General features: G+C 67.0%; 14 protein-coding genes. 9 read left to right on the top strand and 5 right to left on the bottom strand.

The features are described 5' to 3' along the window. Nucleotides 1–24: 24 nt before the first annotated feature. Entirely contained in the window at nt 25–1,242 is a 1,218-nt protein-coding gene (gene hmpA, locus RT697_RS08550; RefSeq protein ID WP_313698124.1) for an NO-inducible flavohemoprotein, read from the bottom strand. A gap of 148 nt (nt 1,243–1,390) precedes the next feature. Here hmpA and RT697_RS08545 point away from each other — a divergent pair, with 148 nt between their 5' ends. Then, complete coding sequence (locus RT697_RS08545; protein WP_313698122.1) at nt 1,391–1,849, top strand: GatB/YqeY domain-containing protein; 459 nt, start codon at nt 1,391–1,393, stop codon at nt 1,847–1,849. Nucleotides 1,850–1,888: 39 nt separating this feature from the next. Here the strand turns inward: RT697_RS08545 and dinB are convergent, their stop codons facing one another. Further along, nucleotides 1,889–2,971: a DNA polymerase IV gene (gene dinB, locus RT697_RS08540; RefSeq protein WP_313698155.1), complete on the bottom strand. Its 1,083-nt coding sequence runs from the start codon at nt 2,969–2,971 to the stop codon at nt 1,889–1,891. Nucleotides 2,972–3,061: 90 nt separating this feature from the next. Between dinB and RT697_RS08535 the strand changes: the two genes are divergently transcribed. Then, nucleotides 3,062–3,484 (top strand): PaaI family thioesterase, encoded by a 423-nt coding sequence (locus tag RT697_RS08535; protein WP_312433120.1) that lies wholly within the window; start codon nt 3,062–3,064, stop codon nt 3,482–3,484. A gap of 32 nt (nt 3,485–3,516) precedes the next feature. Here the strand turns inward: RT697_RS08535 and RT697_RS08530 are convergent, their stop codons facing one another. Then, nucleotides 3,517–3,972 (bottom strand): BPTD_2524 family lipoprotein, encoded by a 456-nt coding sequence (locus RT697_RS08530; protein ID WP_313698120.1) that lies wholly within the window; start codon nt 3,970–3,972, stop codon nt 3,517–3,519. Between the two features lie 140 nt (nt 3,973–4,112). On the opposite strand from RT697_RS08530, the gene RT697_RS08525 reads away from it, so the two are divergent. Further along, nucleotides 4,113–6,029, top strand: coding sequence for a S9 family peptidase (locus RT697_RS08525; RefSeq protein WP_313698119.1), 1,917 nt, complete (start codon nt 4,113–4,115; stop codon nt 6,027–6,029). Here RT697_RS08525 and RT697_RS08520 read toward each other — a convergent pair. Then, nucleotides 6,019–7,248: a GGDEF domain-containing protein gene (locus RT697_RS08520; protein ID WP_313698117.1), complete on the bottom strand. Its 1,230-nt coding sequence runs from the start codon at nt 7,246–7,248 to the stop codon at nt 6,019–6,021. The two genes, RT697_RS08525 and RT697_RS08520, sit on opposite strands and share 11 nt — an antisense overlap. On the opposite strand from RT697_RS08520, the gene RT697_RS08515 reads away from it, so the two are divergent. The 5 genes from RT697_RS08515 to pgaD all read left to right on the top strand — a co-directional run bounded on the left by RT697_RS08515 (nt 7,247) and on the right by pgaD (nt 14,095). Next, nucleotides 7,247–7,495: a hypothetical protein gene (locus tag RT697_RS08515; protein ID WP_313698116.1), complete on the top strand. Its 249-nt coding sequence runs from the start codon at nt 7,247–7,249 to the stop codon at nt 7,493–7,495. The two genes, RT697_RS08520 and RT697_RS08515, sit on opposite strands and share 2 nt — an antisense overlap. 351 nt (nt 7,496–7,846) lie before the next feature. Further along, nucleotides 7,847–10,264, top strand: a complete 2,418-nt coding sequence (gene pgaA, locus RT697_RS08510) for a poly-beta-1,6 N-acetyl-D-glucosamine export porin PgaA (protein WP_313698115.1) — start codon at nt 7,847–7,849, stop codon at nt 10,262–10,264. 21 nt (nt 10,265–10,285) lie between these two features. Next, nucleotides 10,286–12,322, top strand: a complete 2,037-nt coding sequence (pgaB, locus tag RT697_RS08505) for a poly-beta-1,6-N-acetyl-D-glucosamine N-deacetylase PgaB (RefSeq protein WP_313698114.1) — start codon at nt 10,286–10,288, stop codon at nt 12,320–12,322. After that, nucleotides 12,315–13,652: a poly-beta-1,6-N-acetyl-D-glucosamine synthase gene (gene pgaC, locus RT697_RS08500; RefSeq protein ID WP_313698113.1), complete on the top strand. Its 1,338-nt coding sequence runs from the start codon at nt 12,315–12,317 to the stop codon at nt 13,650–13,652. Before pgaB ends, pgaC begins: the two co-directional genes overlap by 8 nt. Further along, nucleotides 13,649–14,095 (top strand): poly-beta-1,6-N-acetyl-D-glucosamine biosynthesis protein PgaD, encoded by a 447-nt coding sequence (gene pgaD / locus RT697_RS08495; RefSeq protein ID WP_313698111.1) that lies wholly within the window; start codon nt 13,649–13,651, stop codon nt 14,093–14,095. Before pgaC ends, pgaD begins: the two co-directional genes overlap by 4 nt. A gap of 13 nt (nt 14,096–14,108) precedes the next feature. Here the strand turns inward: pgaD and RT697_RS08490 are convergent, their stop codons facing one another. Further along, entirely contained in the window at nt 14,109–15,395 is a 1,287-nt protein-coding gene (locus tag RT697_RS08490; RefSeq protein ID WP_313698109.1) for an MFS transporter, read from the bottom strand. A 185-nt stretch (nt 15,396–15,580) separates the two neighbouring features. On the opposite strand from RT697_RS08490, the gene RT697_RS08485 reads away from it, so the two are divergent. Further along, nucleotides 15,581–15,933, top strand: a 353-nt coding sequence (locus tag RT697_RS08485; RefSeq protein WP_313698108.1) for an AraC family ligand binding domain-containing protein, incomplete at its 3' end; no start/stop codon positions are given.

The following is a 15,933-nucleotide window of genomic DNA, read 5'->3' as shown; positions in this document are numbered from 1 at the left end:
CGACAGGCCGCCAGGATACACCGCTCAGGCGGCGGGGCCGCCCGTGCCGAACGCCTCGGCGTGGATGCGGTCTTCGGCAACGCCCAGTCCCAGCAACGCTTCACGCTGGGCGCGCATGAACGCCGCTGGTCCACACAGGTAGTAATCGGCGCCGGGCACGATGGCCTCGTCGCGGATGGCGTGCAGGTCAACGCGCCCCGTGTGGTCGTAATCGCGGCCGGACTGGTCGCCGTGGCCCACCTCTTCGTAGAACACCGCCTTGCGCACGTTGGCGCGCGACGCCGTAATGTCGTTCACGTGCTCGCGCATGGCGTGCACCGAGCGGTTGCGGCAGCCGTGCACGAACCGGATCTGGCGCTCGTCGTTGGCGCGCACCAGGTGGTTCAGGATCGACACCATGGGCGTCAGGCCCACGCCGCCGCTCAACAGCACAACGGGAGCATCGCCGTCTTCACGCAGGTGGAAATCACCTTGCGGCGGCGCCACGTCCAGCACGCCGCCCTCTTCCAGGCGGTCGTGCAGCGCGTTGGATACGCGGCCAACCGGCGTCTGGTCGCCGGCCGGTTCACGTTTGACCGAAATGCGAAGGCGATCGTGTCCCGGCGCGTCCGACAGGCTGTATTGGCGCGGTTGCATCAGGCCCAGTTCCGGCACGAACACGCGCACGGACACGTACTGGCCCGGCTTGTAGGCCGGCACCGTGCCGCCGTCCGCCGGGGCCAGGTAGAAAGAAGTTATTTCGGCGCTTTCGGGCTGCTTGCCCACGACGCGGAATGCGCGCCAGCCCGTCCAGCCGCCCGGCTTGTTGGCCGATTCCGCATACAGGCGCGCCTCTTCGGCAATCAACAGATCCGCCAATTGGCCGTAGGCCGCGCCCCAAGCGTCGATCAGTTCGTCGGTGGCGGCATCGCCCAGCACTTCACGGATGGACGCCAGCAGATGCTTGCCCACGATGGCGTAGTGTTCCGGGCGGATGCCCAGGCTGACGTGCTTGTGCACAATGCGCGTCACCACCGGCGCGAGCACCGAGGGATCGTCGATGTGCTCGGCATACGCGGTCACCGCGCCGGCCAGCGCATGCTGCTGCGCGCCGCCGGCCTGATGGGCCTGGTTGAACACGTGCTTGAGTTCCGGATTGTGCTGGAACATGCGCGCGTAGAAATGCTTGGTCAGGGCGACGCCATGAACCTTCAGGACGGGGGCCGTAGCCTTGACCAGCTCGCGGATTTGGGGGCTCAACATCAACTGCTCCTTGAATGGCGAACAGGCTCGCCTTTAAACATATATTTATAATACATCTTTAAATGCGAACGGCGAAATCGGCTTGGCGACGCCGCGTCCCGGCCCGGTTTACACTTCCCGATTACCGCAACACCACAAAGGTTTACCGATGAGCACTGCTACGCTCAAGACTCGCCTGTCCGACGCCGTCAAGGATGCGATGCGCGCCAAGGCCAGCGAACGCCTGACCACGCTGCGTTTCCTGCTGGCTGCCGTCAAGCAGAAGGAAGTTGACGAACGCCGCGACCTGTCCGACGCCGAAATCACCGCCATCATCGAAAAGCAGGTCAAGCAGCGCCGCGAGTCGATCGCGGCGTTCGAGCAGGCCGGCCGCACGGAAACCGCCGAGCAGGAAAAGGGCGAACTGGCCGTGCTGCAGGAATTCCTGCCCCAGGCCGCCTCCCCCGAGGAAGTGGCCGCCGCCATCGACGCCGCGCTGGCTGAAGTCGCCGCGCAAGGCGTGACGGGCGCACCCGCGATGGGCAAGGTGATGGCGATCCTGAAGCAAAAGCTGGCCGGCCGCGCCGACATGACGGCGCTTTCTCAGCAAGTGAAGGCCCGCCTGTAAAGGTCGCGTTGTCGGGCCCGCTTCCCATTGGGCCCGACCCTAGAACGCCCCTCCAAACAGATCCGGCTGGCGCGACTGCTCGCCCGGATCTGCGAAATTGCTCATCCCCACCCCCGCCAGCCGGTACAGCGTGTCCGGCGGCAATTCCACGCGTTCGCACAGCAGCCGCGCCAGGGCGGCCAGTTCCGTGGCCGAGGCGGGCGGCTGCGCGCAGGTCTGACTGCGCGTGAGGATGCGGAAGCGGTCGGTCTTCAGCTTGAGCACCACCGTGCGTCCCAGGGCGCCCTTCTTCAGCGCCTGATCCCACACCTTTTCCGCCATGCGGTCCAGGGCGTCCCCCACCGCCTCCAGCCGCACATCGTTTGAAAACGTGGTTTCGGCCGACACCTGTTGAAGGGGCTGGTCGGTCTGCACCTCGCGTTCGTCGATGCCGCGCGCCAGCTCATACAGCCGCCGGCCGTAGCGGCCGAAATAATGCTCCAGTTCCTGCGCGCTGTGCGTGGCCAGGTCGCCCACCGTCTGGATGCCCAACTGCTCCAGGCGCGCCTGCGTCACCTTGCCCACGCCCGGCACCTTGCGCACGGGCAAGGGTTCCAGAAACGCCAGCACCTTGCTGGGACGCACGACAAAAATGCCATCGGGCTTGTTCCAGTCCGAAGCGATCTTGGCCAGGAACTTGTTCGGCGCCACGCCGGCCGACGCCGTCAGACCGGTTTCCTCGCGGATCTGCTGGCGGATCACCTGCGCGACCTCGGTGGCCGACGGCAGTCCGCACTTGTTGACCGTGACGTCCAGATAGGCCTCGTCGAGCGACAAGGGTTCGATCAGGTCGGTATGGCGGGCGAAGATCTGCCGCACCTGGCGCGACACGTCGCGGTAGCGATTGAAATCGGGCGGTACGTAGATGGCGTGCGGACAGAGGCGCTCGGCCTTGATCGCGGACATCGCGGAATGAATGCCGTAGCGCCGCGCTTCATAGGACGCCGCGCACACGACCGAGCGCGGGCCGGTCCAGGCCACGACCACCGGCTTGCCGCGCAGGTCGGGATTGTCGCGCTGCTCCACGGACGCGTAGAACGCATCCATGTCCACATGCACGATCTTGCGCGCCGACTGCGCCAACGCCTGCCCCGTCATGACCTCAATCCCGTGGCAAAAACATATATTATGACCGGCGGCAATCCGCTATCCCTTCTCGCCCACGACGGTTCCATGACTGCACCCGCTTGCCCCAAAACCGACTACTTCGGCCTGACCATTCCCTTCATGAGTTTCATCGGCCTGGTGCCGGAAAGCATCGCGCCCGCCTATGCCCGCACGACGCTGCCGTGGCGCGAAGACCTGACCAACAGCCGCGGCGACGTGCACGGCGGCACGCTGATGAGCGTGCTGGACTTCACCTTGAGCGCCGCCGCGCGCGGGTCGGCGGACGCCACCGAGGGCATGGCCACCATCGACATGAACACCACGTTCCTGTCACCCGGCACGGGCGATCTGGTCATCGAAGCGCGCTGCCTGCGCCGCGGCGCATCCATCGCCTTCTGTGAGGGCGATATCCGCCGCGCCGACGGCGAACTGGTGGCGCGCGCCACCGCCACCTTCAAGATCATCCGCCGCCGTCCGGGCGGCGACTGATCTTATTTAGTCCTGCCGTATTTCGTCCTGCCTTAGTTCGGCAGGTCGCGCGACGGCTTGACGGGCGGGCGCGGATCCAGCGGCATGTACGTGCTGCACGACACCAGCCCGTAATACACCGCATCCTGCATCGCGCGCATGGCGGCGGCATCCCACGTGCCCTTGCCCCACATCACGACGCGCACATTCGTGGACTTCGGGCCCTCGGACTTCAGGTCGACGCGCGACATCTCGCGATCGGAATACGGCGCCAGCACGCGCACCACGCCGGACTGCGCGCTCTCGTTCAGGTCGGACACGACGCGATAGGCGTTGTCGGTGCTGCGCAGGCAGGCGTTGGACTGGCGGATGACCGCATCGTAGGCGTCCTTGAAGCCCACCGGCGCCTTGAATTCGCTGTGCGGCGATGCGCTGTCCGGCGAAATGCCGAGCGAGCAGCCGGCCAGCCCCAGAGCCAGCGCCGAGGCCGCGACCAGATTCCTGTACATGTAAATCTCCAGAAGAAGTGCCGCGATTATCCCGCAAACCGCCGGGCGACATAAGTGGGGCCGGTTCGACACCCCTCGCGCGGCTATGGCATTATCGACCAGCCTATTTGCAACGCGGATCGACATCACGGAGGTTTCCCTTGTTTTCATTTCTGCGCACCGTCCTGGCTGCCGGCATCGTCGGCGCCTCCCTGGGTGCCTGCGCCACGCAGCCGCCTCCCCGCGCCTATCCCCTGAAAGATTTCTTCCGCAATCCTGAGCGCGGCTATTTCCGGCTGTCGGACGACGGCCAGACGCTCTCGTTCATGCAGCCCACCAGCGTGGACGGCAATCCCGCCCGCATGAACATCTATGTGCAGCCGCTGCAAGGCAGCCAGCTCGTGGGCGAACCGCGCCAGCTGACCAGCGAGACCGCGCGCGACATCAGCGGCTATTTCTGGAAAGGCCCGGACGTGGTGCTGTTCCAGAAGGATTTTGGCGGCGACGAGAACTTCCACGTCCTGGCCGTGGATGCCAAGACCGGCAAGATCACGGACCTGACCCCCTACGACGGCGTGCGCGCCGGCATCGAGGACGACCTCGAAGACGACCCCGACCACGTGCTGATCAGCCACAACCAGCGCAACCCCGAGGTCTTCGACGTCTACCGCGTCAACGTTCACACCGGCGCGGCCGTGCTGGTGGCGCAGAATCCCGGCAACATCGTCGGCTGGCAGACCGACCACGCGGGCAAGGTGCGCGCCGCCGTCGCCAGCGACGGGCTGAACACCACCCTGCTCTACCGCGACGACGAAGCGTCCGACTTCCGCCCCCTCATCACAACCGACTACCGCACCAGCGTCAGCCCCGCGTTCTTCACGTTCGACGACAAGAAGTTCTACGCGCTGAGCAACCGCGGCCGCGACAAGCTCTCGCTGGTCGTCATCGACCCGGCCACGCCGGATGCCGAAGAGGTCATCTTCACGCCCGAGGCCGTCGACCTGGACGGCGCCGCATTCTCGCGCAAGCGCCGCGTGCTGACCGTGGCGTCCTACCAGACCGACAAGCCGCAATACAAGTTCTTCGACGCGGAAACCGAAGCGCTGTACAAGACGCTTGCCGACCTCTTGCCGGGCTACGACGTCGTCATCCAGGGCGGCAACCGCGATGAAAACAAGTTCATCGTCGCGGCCTACAACGACCGCACGCCGGGCGCGCGCTATATCTATGACGCCGTGGCCGGCACGCTGACCAAGCTGGCGGACTTGAATCCCGCCATCCCCGAGGCCGACATGTCGCGGGTGCAGCCCATCAGCTACCAGAGCCGCGACGGCCGCACGATTCACGGTTACCTGACGCTGCCCGCCGGCCGCGCACCCAAGAATCTGGCCTGCGTCGTCAATCCGCACGGCGGCCCGTGGGCCCGCGACGGCTGGGGCTACAACCCCGAAGTGCAATTCCTGGCCAACCGCGGTTTCTGCGTGCTGCAGATGAACTTCCGCGGCTCCACCGGCTATGGCCGCGACTTCTGGGAAGCGGGCTTCGGGGAATGGGGCCTGAAGATGCAGGACGACATCACCGACGGCGTGCAATGGCTGGTCCAGCAAGGCATTGCCGACCCCAAGCGCATCGGCATCTATGGCGCCAGCTACGGCGGCTATGCCACGCTGGCCGGCGTGGCCTTCACGCCGGACCTGTACGCCGCGGCCGTGGACTACGTGGGCGTGTCCAACCTCTTCACGTTCATGAAGTCCATTCCGCCCTACTGGAAGCCCATGCTGGACAAGATGCAGGACATGGTGGGCGACCCGGTTCGCGACCTCGACCGCCTGACCGCGACCTCACCGGCGCTGCACGCGGACAAGATCAAGACGCCGCTGTTCGTCGCGCAGGGGGCCAAGGACCCGCGCGTGAACAAGGACGAGAGCGACCAGATGGTCTCGGCGCTCAAGGCGCGCGGCGTGGACGTGGAATACATGGTCAAGGACAACGAAGGCCACGGCTTCCACAACGACGAGAACAAGTTCGAGTTCTACGAGGCCATGGAGAAGTTCCTGACGGAACATCTCAAGCCGTAGTCCCCGCGGTTTCCGCTTCCAGGGCATTCGCGGCGGCCGGCAGGCCGCCGCTTGGCTTTACGACGCCGCGTCCGCTCCAGGCCATTTCCACGCGGTCCCGCCCCTGCTCCTTGGCCCGGTACAACGCCACGTCGGCCCGCGCCAGGATCACGTCGGCGCTGTCGCCCGGCTGGTAGGACGCCAGGCCCCCGCTCGTGGTCATCTGCACTTCCAGCCCCTGCAGATAGAGCGGCATGTCGCGCAAGGCGTCGCAGACGCGCTGCGCCTGCACCAGCGCGCTCGCCGGATCGCAGTCGTACATCAGCAGCACGAATTCCTCGCCGCCCAGACGGCCAAAGCGATCGCTCGACCGGACCGCGTTCTGCACCACGCGCGCGAAATGACGCAGCGCGGTGTCGCCGCCCGCATGGCCATAGCGGTCGTTGATGGATTTGAAGTGATCGATGTCCAGCACCAGCACCGCCAGCTTCCCGCCGCTGCGCTCACAACGCTGCAGCTCGTGCTCAAGTTCATCCATGATGCTGCGCCGCGAGTACGCCTGCGTCAGGCTGTCGAACGTCAGCGCCGCCTGCATCTTTTCGGCCTGGCTGGTCTGGATCATGAAGAGCAGCGCCAGGAAGAGGCCCGGCACCGTGACGGAGCCGCACACAATGAAGAACAGGCCCCACGCCGACGGCTGCAGCAGCGACACCGGCGCCTCCACGCCCGCGCCGTAGACATAACCGCGCAGCGCATGCAGCGCCACCACGCCATAAAACGCCAGCAGCAGGTACAGCACGACGCCCTTCGTCTTGATCCGCCTGCGCTGCCGGAAGATGACGGCGCCGGTCGCTGCCATCAGCACGCAGGTGTAGACGGAGTACAGCACCATGCGCCAAACCAGGCTGTCGCTGCGGTACAGCAGCAGGGCAAATCCGAACGTGCAGAGCGAACACAGCACGGTCGTGCGCAGGATATGCGGATGCAGGCCGAAGAACTGGCGCACGCCGATGTACACCAGCGCGGCCGAACAGGCCCAGGCGGCGTTGGACACCATCACATAGGCCGCGGGCGGCACCATCTCGGCCGACGCGTAGGCCAGCAGGGACAGCACGGCCAGCGCATTCGCCGCCATGAAGGCAGGCACGCCTTCAACGCCGCGGCCGTGAAATGGCAGCAGCAGCGGCAATGCCAATGCCGTGGCCAGGCCCCACATCAGGAAAAACAGGCTAGTCGTCATGGTTCGCTCCGGCTCAGGCCTGTCGGCCTGCCGCGCCGTTGGGACTGCAGTTGCACTGGGTTCGCGCAAGCAAAGCGCGTTACACGTCAGCATTTTTGATGCTTTTTGTTACGAGAATGGCGAAAGGACGCGCATGACGTTTGCCCTGCTGGGCAACGCGCGTCTGTTCGACCAGAACCTTTACCGCCGCGCCAAGACGATTGCACGGCCTGCGACGAGAGAATACGCCAAGGCGACTTCGCCGTGACGCCCCCTTTGCAGTAATTGACAGTTAACTTGGGCAATTTTCCGTAAAGTTCCATCCGTCGACGGCGCAGCATAAGCGCCGCGATCACGCCCCACGGGCGTGGCGCGTACTAGCCATGCACTCCGATAACGCGAGTGCGAAGGTCCCCGTAGCGGGCGCCGCGCAAGTCCCAATCAAACGTTCATTTCCGCGCTGCAGGCGCCTGGTTCGCCTGCGGCCGCCTTTGCCGGGCGCTCGCGCCCCTCCGGCGTGGCGGAGCCATGGACGCCCCGAATTGCCACTGCGGATGTCATACAGATGCCAATCGAACGAACCAGGCGGTCAAACGCCGTTGGACCCAGACTGAACTTGATGGCGGCCAGCGCAATGCTGGCGCCCGTGCTGGCGCTTGCCGGCCCTTCAAGCTCCTACGACTCGCTGATCGAGCGCGCCCGCGCCGGCGACTACGAACCTGCGCTGGCAATGCTGCGCGCGCAGGGAAACGCCGCGGGCGTGCGACCGGTTTACGACCGGATCGTCATCGCCGGCTGGGCGGGCAAGCCCGACGAAGCCATCGCTGCCTACGAGACTCTGCCGGCCGGTTCCGTGCCGCCGGCCGACGTCCAGTTGGCGGTGGCGCGGGCTTACCGCGACCTGCAGCGCTGGCCGCAGGCGCTCGACACCTACCGCCAGGGCATGCGCCGCCATCCAGGCGAAGCCGCCTTCGCCGCGGGCGAAATCATGACGCTGGCAGACGCCGGGCAGTTTCCGGCCGCGATCGCCGCGGGCGGGAAGCGCATCGCCCGCCACCCGCGCGACGCCGATGCCCGCCTGGCGCTCAGCTACGTCTACGCTCGTCAGTCCAAGCCATTTGAAGCCTTGCATCAGGCCGACCAGGCACTGGCGCTGGCGCCCGCCACGCCCTACGTGCTGCGCGAATACATACGGGCGCTTCAGGGCGCACGCATGGCCGATGTGGCGCTGGACTGGGCGCGCCGCCATGAAACGCTGTTTACCCCCGCCCAGATGCGCACCCTGCAAGCCGACGCATTGGCGCAAGAGGCGCGGCTGGCCGCCATGCCCGCGCGCGGCGAGGCCGAACGGTTTGCCATCGCCGACCGCGCGCTGGCGGGCTACGACGCCGCGATCGCCGATTGGCGCAAGCTGGGCGACGACGCCCGGGCCGACGTGCTGCGCGCCCGCATCGACCGCCTGCACGCCCTGCACGCCCGGGTGCAAATGCAGGCGCTGATCCAGGAATACGAGGCCCTGGTAGCCGAAGGCGTCGACGTGCCGCGCTACGCGCTGAGCGACGTCGCCTCCGCCTATCTGTACCTGCGCCAGCCCGAGCGCGCCCGCGACCTGTACCGGCAGGTGGCCGCCAGCGACAGCGCGCCTGGCGACGACCCCTCGCAGCGCCTGGCCACGCAGACCGGCCTGTACTACGCACTGGCCGAAGGCGAACAGTTCGACGAGACGCCCCTGGTCACGGACGCCGTCCAGTCCGGCTACGCCCCGTGGCTTTACTACAAGGGCCAGGCCACGCGCATGCCCAACGACCTGAATCTGGAAAGCCGTCAGACGCTGGCCGCCACGCGCCTTCAGGCCGACGACACGGTCGAGGCCCACCAGCGCCTGGCACACATGGTGCAGCAGGCGCCCAACAATTCCGCGCTGCGCAGCGACCTGGCCACGGTCCATCGCGCCCGCTCGCAGCCCCGCGCGTCGGAAATCGAACTGAAGCTGGCGGAGACGCTGGCGCCGCGCGACCTGGCGGTGGAGAACGGCCAGGGCTTCACCGCCCTGGACCTGCAGGAATGGCGGCAGGCCGAGGCGCTGTCCGCCGACACGTTGGCGCGCTCGCCGGAAAACCTGACCAGCCGGCGCCTGGCCCGCGAATGGGAGGTCCACCGCAAGGCCGAACTGCGCATCGCCGGATACCGCGGCCTGGCCTCGGACAGTCCGGTCACGGGCAACGGCGATTTCGGCATCGACGCCGTCCTGTATTCGCCGCCCATGGGTTACGACTGGCGCGCCTTTGGCGGGGGGGGCTACGCATCGGGTGACTTCGAGGAAGGCCGTGGCAACTACCGCTGGCTGCGCACCGGCGTGGAATGGCGCGTGCGCGACCTGACGGTGGAAGGCGAAGTCTCCACCAACGACTACGGCCACGGCGTGAAGCCCGGCGCGCGGCTGTCCGCCGCCTACGACCTGAACGACCACTGGCAGGTGGGCGGTTCGGCCGAAATCCTGTCGCGCGACACGCCGCTGCGCGCGCTGACCAACGATGTCTCGTCCAACGGGCTGTCGATGTACGTGCGCTGGCGTGCCGACGAGCGGCGCGAGTGGACCCTGTCCGCCGCCCCGTCCCGTTTCAGCGACGGCAACACGCGCTGGGCATTCGGGCTGACCGGCCGCGAGCGCGTCTACACCGCGCCGCACCTGAAGGCCGACCTGGAGCTGGGCCTGTCCACCCAGCACAACAACCGCGACGACGCGCCCTACTTCAACCCCAGCGCCGACTTCCTGGCCCTGCCCGGCGTGCGGCTGACGCACACGCTGCACCGCCGCTACGAAACCGCGTGGGAACAGATCGGCACGTTGGGCGCCGGCACTTACAGCCAGCAGGGCTACGGCACCGGCGGCGTCGTCGCGCTGGGCTATGGCCAACGCTACCGCGCCAACGACGTCCTGGACATGGGCTTCATGGTCACCGGCACCAGCCGGCCCTACGACGGCGAGCGCGAGCGTGAACTGCGCGTCGTCTTCGACCTTGCCTACCGCTTCTGACCCGGTTTTTTCGGAAACGACATGATGCTCAAACTGCAAACCCGGCTGCTCATGGCCGGCATCCTGTTCCTCATGATCCTGGCGCTGACCGCCTGCGCCAAGGACATCCCCGTCTACACGCCGCCCGCCGAGCGCCCCGTCGCGGCCGCCGATCGGCCGTGGGTCAATGGCCAGTTCCTGGCCCTGGCCTACCACGACGTCGAAGACGACGACCCTGATCAGGCCTTTCTCAGCGTGCGCACGGACCGGCTGGCCGAACAATTGGCCTGGCTGCGCGCCAACGGCTACCAGGCCGTGTCGGTGGACCAGATCCTGGCCGCCCGGCAAGGCGGCAAGCCGCTGCCCGACCGCGCCGTGCTGCTGTCGTTCGACGACGGCTACCGCAGCTTCCATTCCCGCGTCCTGCCCATCCTGAAAGCCTACGGCTGGCCGGCGCTGCTGGCGCCCGTGGGCGTGTGGATGGACACCCCGTCCGACCGTCCGGTGGATTTCGGCGGCACGCCCGAGGCGCGCGAACGCTTTCTGAACTGGGACGAGATCCGCGAGATCTCGCGTTCCGGGCTGGTGGAAATCGCCGCGCACACGGACGCCTCGCACTACGGCGCGCTGGCCAACCCGCAGGGCAACACCGAGCCGGCCGCCGCGATCCGGGCGTATGACGCGCGCACCGGCCAGTACGAGACCGAGGCGCAGTTCGACGCCCGCATGGGCCGCGACGTGGCCGCCATCACGGAAAAGATCCGCGCGGCCACCGGCAAGAAGCCCCGCGTGTGGGTCTGGCCGTATGGCGCGGAAGGCGGCTCCACGCTGCGCATCACCGCCGAGAACGGCTACCAGATGGCGCTGACGCTGGAAGACGGCCCCGGACGCCTGTCCCGCCTGATGTCCACGCCGCGCATGCTGCTGGCCAGCGATCCGGCGCTCAAGTCCTTTGCCAACAGCGTGGTGGGCATGGAAGCCGATCCCTTCATGCGCGTGGCGCACATCGACCTGGACTACGTCTACGACCCGGACCCGGAACAGACCGACCGCAACCTGGGCGTGCTGGTGCAGCGCATTCTGGACATGCAGATCAACACGGTGTTCCTGCAGGCCTACTCGGACCCGGAGGGCGACGGGCTGGTGAAGTCGCTGTACTTCCCGAATCGCTGGCTGCCGATGCGCGCGGACCTCTTCAACCGCGCGGCCTGGCAGTTGCACAACCGCGCCAACGTGATGGTGTATGCGTGGATGCCCGTGCTGGCCTTCGACATGGACCTGGCCTTGCCCCGCGTCGAGCGCTGGGATCCGGACACCGGACAGGTGGCGCCCGACCCGGACCAGTACCGCCGTCTGTCGCCCTTTGACGCCACCGTGCGTGCGCGCATCGGCGATCTGTACGAAGACCTGGCGCGCCAGGCGATCTTCGACGGCATCCTGTTTCACGACGACGCGTTGCTGTCGGACTTCGAGGACGCCAGCCCCGGCGCGCTGGCCGCATATCGCGCGGCGGGGTTGCCGGGCAGCATCGCCGAACTGCGCGCGGATCCGGACACGATGCAGCGCTGGACCCGCTACAAGAGCCGCCATCTGGTGGACTTCACCATGACGCTTGCCGAGAAGGTGCGCGCCGTGCGCGGGCCGCAGATCAAGACGGCCCGCAACCTCTACGCGCAGCCGATCCTCAATCCGGAAAGCGAAACCTGGTTCGCGCAGAACCTGGACGATTTTCTGGCCGCATACGACTGGACCGCGCCGATGGCGATGCCGCTGATGGAAAACGTGGCGCCCGGCAAGGAAAACGCGTGGCTGGACGAGCTGGTCGACACCGTCGCCCGCCGGCCCGGCGCGCTGTCCAGGACCGTGTTCGAACTGCAAAGCCGCGACTGGCGCACCGGCCCCGGCCGTCCCGAGGCCACGCCGGTGGACACCGACGTGCTGGCCGGCTGGATGCGCCGCCTGCAACTGCGCGGCGCCCGCAGCTTCGGCTACTACCCCGACGATTTTTCGCAAGACCAGCCCCGGTTGCAAGGCATCCGGCCCGCCATCTCCGAAGCCTGGTATCCCTCCAATGACTGATCGATTGATTGCCCTGCTGATTCTTTGCGCGGTGCTCGGCGCGCCGTTTGGATTCACCCTGATGCTGACCGGCGAAGCGCTGCTGGGCTTCGTATTCTTCTATCCGCTGTTCATGTCCGGCATGTGGATGGCGGGCGGCATCTACTTCTGGTGGCATTGGGAACGCCACTGGGCGTGGGGGCCTGAGCGCAACCCGCCCGAACTGGCCGGTTCGCCGCTGGTGTCGATTCTGGTGCCGTGCTTCAACGAAGCCGACAACGGCGAAGAAACCCTGCTGGCGGCCCTGAACCAGAACTATCCGCACATCGAGGTCATCGCCATCAACGACGGGTCGACCGACGGCACGGCCGCGCTGCTGGACCGCATGGCCGCCGAGCACCCGCGCCTGCGCGTGGTGCACCTGGCGCAGAACCAGGGCAAGGCCATGGCGCTGCGCATGGGCGCGCTGGCGGCCCGCAGCGAATATCTGGTGTGCATCGACGGCGACGCCCTGCTCGATCCCGATGCCGCGGCCTATCTGGTGGCGCCGCTGATCGACAACCCGCGCGTGGGCGCCGTCACGGGCAACCCGCGCATCCGCACCCGCTCCACGCTGATCGGGCGCATCCAGGTCGGCGAGTTCTCTTCGATCATCGGGCTCATCAAGCGCACGCAGCGCGTGTACGGGCAAGTCTTCACGGTGTCGGGCGTGGTCGCGGCCTTCCGCCGCGTTGCGCTGGACCGCGCGGGCTACTGGAGCCTGGACATGATCACCGAGGACATCGACATCAGCTGGAAGCTGCAGCGCGACCACTGGTCCATCTTCTACGAACCGCGCGGCCTGTGCTGGATCCTGATGCCCGAGACGCTGCGCGGACTGTGGAAGCAGCGGCTGCGCTGGGCGCAGGGCGGTGCGGAGGTGTTCCTGAAGAACCTGCGCTCGATCTGGAACTGGCGCCACCGCCGGCTGTGGCCGCTGATGGCCGAGTTCTGCCTGTCGACCGCCTGGGCCTTTGCGTTCGGGTTGTCGGTGGTGCTGTGGCTGGTCAGCCAGGTCGTCGCGCTGCCCAACAACATGCAGATCGCCAGCCTGCTGCCGCCGGCCTTCACCGGCATGATGCTGGCGGTCGTGTGCCTGCTGCAGTTCGCCGTCAGCATCCTGATCGACCGCCGGTACGAGCCGGGCCTGGCGCGTTCTCTCTATTGGGTCATCTGGTATCCGCTGGCCTACTGGATGGTGAGTCTCTTCACCACGCTGGTCAGTTTCCCCAAGGTCATGCTGCGCAAGCAGGCCCAGCGCGCCCGCTGGACCAGCCCCGACCGCGGCATCAAATCATCGGAGGCATCATGATCATCACCACGCAACGCTCGCGCGCGGGCTATCTGTTCGACTTCGCGCTGACCGCCTTCGGCTGGTTCGCTTTCGTCTACCTGTTTGGCGCCGGCATCCTGGCAATCCTGCGCGGGGCCGCCAGCGGCCCGGACGCGCCGCTGCTGCCCGTCTTTCTGCCGACGGTGCAGACCTTGTGGGGTTATGTCGTGCTGGCCGTGGTGAACGCCGCGGTGCTGGTGGCGTGGGCCGTGTACAACCACCGCCGCTTCGGCGGCAAGGACCGCCGCAAGCCGATCCGCCCATTGACCGATCAGCGTCTGGCCAAGAGCTTTGAAGTCAGCGCCGAAACGTTGGCGCAGTTGCGCGCCACCCGCGTCGCCGTCATCCACCACGGCAGCGCAGGGCAGATCGACGGCATCGAGCACCGCCTGCCGCGCCTGCAATCGCTGCGGGCGGGCTGAAGGGACGGCGGGCCTACACCCGCCGCATCTTCGGCAGCAGGATGGCCACCACGCCCAGCAGCGGCAGATACGCGCACAACTGATAGACGTAGCCGATGCTGGTGGCATCGGCCACCCTGCCCAGCACCGCGGCGCCCAGGCCGCCCATGCCGAAGGCAAAGCCGAAGAACAGGCCCGCGATCATGCCCACCTTGCCCGGAACCAGCTCCTGGGCATAGACCACGATCGCGGAGAAGGCCGACGCCAGCACCACGCCGATGATGACCACGAGCACGCCCGTCCAGAAGAGATTCGCGTGCGGCAGCATCAGCGTGAAAGGCGCCACGCCCAGGATCGACACCCAGATCACGATCTTGCGGCCGATGCGGTCGCCCACCGGCCCGCCCACCACGGTGCCCACCGCGACGGCGGCCAGGAACAGGAAGAGATACAGCTGCGCCTCGCGCACCGACAGCGCAAACTTGTCGATCAGGTAGAAGGTGAAATAGCTGTTCAGGCTGGCCAGATAGAAATACTTCGAGAACACCAGCACGCCCAGCACGCCCAACGCGCCCAGCACCTGATTGCGCGTCAACCCGTTGCCCGCGCCCTCTCGCCGCGCACGCGGCTTGAGCAGCACGCGGTTGGCGCCATACCAGCGCCCTATCCACATCAGCACCACAATGCCGAACAGCGCCGCCAGCGAGAACCACGCCACGCTGCCCTGACCGTGCGGAATGATGAACAGCGCCGCCAACAGCGGCCCCAGCGCCGATCCCACGTTGCCGCCCACCTGGAACAGCGACTGCGCCAACCCGTGCCGCCCGCCCGACGCCATGCGCGCCACGCGCGACGATTCGGGATGGAACACCGACGAGCCCGTGCCCACCAGCACCGCCGCCACCAGCAGCCAGCCAAACGACGGCGCCATCGACAGCATCAACAGACCCACCAGCGTGAAGCCCATGCCCACGGGCAGCGAGTACGGCTTGGGGTTCCGGTCGGTATAGAAACCGATGAACGGCTGCAGCAGCGACGCGGCCAGTTGGTAGACCAGCGTGATCAGCCCGATCTGCGTGAACGTCAGGCTGAACGAGTCCTTGAGCATGGGATAGATGGCGAGCAGGATCGACTGGATCATGTCGTTCATCAGATGCGCCACGCTGATCGCGCCCAACACCTTGAAGGCGGTGGAGGGATCGGAGGCGGCGGGGGATCCCGCGGCGGCCGACGCCGCGGCGGGCGATCCCGCGGCGGGTGTGGCGGGTGTGGCAGAGGTCGCGGCAGACAGGCCGGCAGCGGGATTCTGGGCGGAGTTCATGGGTTGCACGAAGATAAATGGACAGGCCGGCCAGACGCCGGAGCCAAGCCTCAGTGTAGAAATCCGGCGCCGGCGCGATCTGCCAATTTTCGTCGAGAAAGTGACAACCCCTTTGCCAAGACAATGACAAAATAGGCGCCATGCGCTTTCGGGCGCTCCCTCATCCTTTTGTCGGAAGTGACACCATGGTCGTCCGCCCAGCCCCCGATCCCGCGCGCAGCATCAACGCGCAGGACTACCAGCACCGCCCGCGCGTCGTCACGGCAATGGCCAAGGAATTTTCCCCCGGCGCGCAGACAGGTCCCCATACCCACCCGCGCGCGCAGCTCATCTATGCCGTCGACGGCGTGATGCGCGTCACCACGCCCAGCGGCTTCTGGGCCCTGCCGCCGCTGCGCGCGCTATGGGTGCCGGCGGGCGTGCCACATGGCGTGGACATGGTGGGCACGGTCTCCATGCGTTCCCTCTACATTCGGGCGGACGCGGCCGAAGGCTATTGGCCGCAGTGCCAGGTGATCGAGGTCAGCGGCCTGCTGCG

This window comes from Achromobacter sp. (assembly GCF_032113835.1).
Classification (GTDB): Bacteria; Pseudomonadota; Gammaproteobacteria; order Burkholderiales; family Burkholderiaceae_B; genus Achromobacter.
Note: the sequence above shows the minus strand (reverse complement) of the source record. Positions and strands in the feature narration are given on the sequence as shown.

What these genes read in the sequence shown, in the direction of transcription:
- RT697_RS08490 (WP_313698109.1), bottom strand. Translation starts at nt 15,395, where the DNA reads ATGAACTCCGCCCAGAATCCCGCTGCCGGCCTGTCTGCCGCGACCTCT.
- RT697_RS08530 (WP_313698120.1), bottom strand. Translation starts at nt 3,972, where the DNA reads ATGTACAGGAATCTGGTCGCGGCCTCGGCGCTGGCTCTGGGGCTGGCC.
- pgaA (WP_313698115.1), top strand. Translation starts at nt 7,847, where the DNA reads ATGGCGGCCAGCGCAATGCTGGCGCCCGTGCTGGCGCTTGCCGGCCCT.
- hmpA (WP_313698124.1), bottom strand. Translation starts at nt 1,242, where the DNA reads ATGTTGAGCCCCCAAATCCGCGAGCTGGTCAAGGCTACGGCCCCCGTC.
- RT697_RS08515 (WP_313698116.1), top strand. Translation starts at nt 7,247, where the DNA reads ATGGTTCGCTCCGGCTCAGGCCTGTCGGCCTGCCGCGCCGTTGGGACT.
- RT697_RS08520 (WP_313698117.1), bottom strand. Translation starts at nt 7,248, where the DNA reads ATGACGACTAGCCTGTTTTTCCTGATGTGGGGCCTGGCCACGGCATTG.
- pgaB (WP_313698114.1), top strand. Translation starts at nt 10,286, where the DNA reads ATGATGCTCAAACTGCAAACCCGGCTGCTCATGGCCGGCATCCTGTTC.
- RT697_RS08545 (WP_313698122.1), top strand. Translation starts at nt 1,391, where the DNA reads ATGAGCACTGCTACGCTCAAGACTCGCCTGTCCGACGCCGTCAAGGAT.
- pgaD (WP_313698111.1), top strand. Translation starts at nt 13,649, where the DNA reads ATGATCATCACCACGCAACGCTCGCGCGCGGGCTATCTGTTCGACTTC.
- pgaC (WP_313698113.1), top strand. Translation starts at nt 12,315, where the DNA reads ATGACTGATCGATTGATTGCCCTGCTGATTCTTTGCGCGGTGCTCGGC.
- RT697_RS08535 (WP_312433120.1), top strand. Translation starts at nt 3,062, where the DNA reads ATGACTGCACCCGCTTGCCCCAAAACCGACTACTTCGGCCTGACCATT.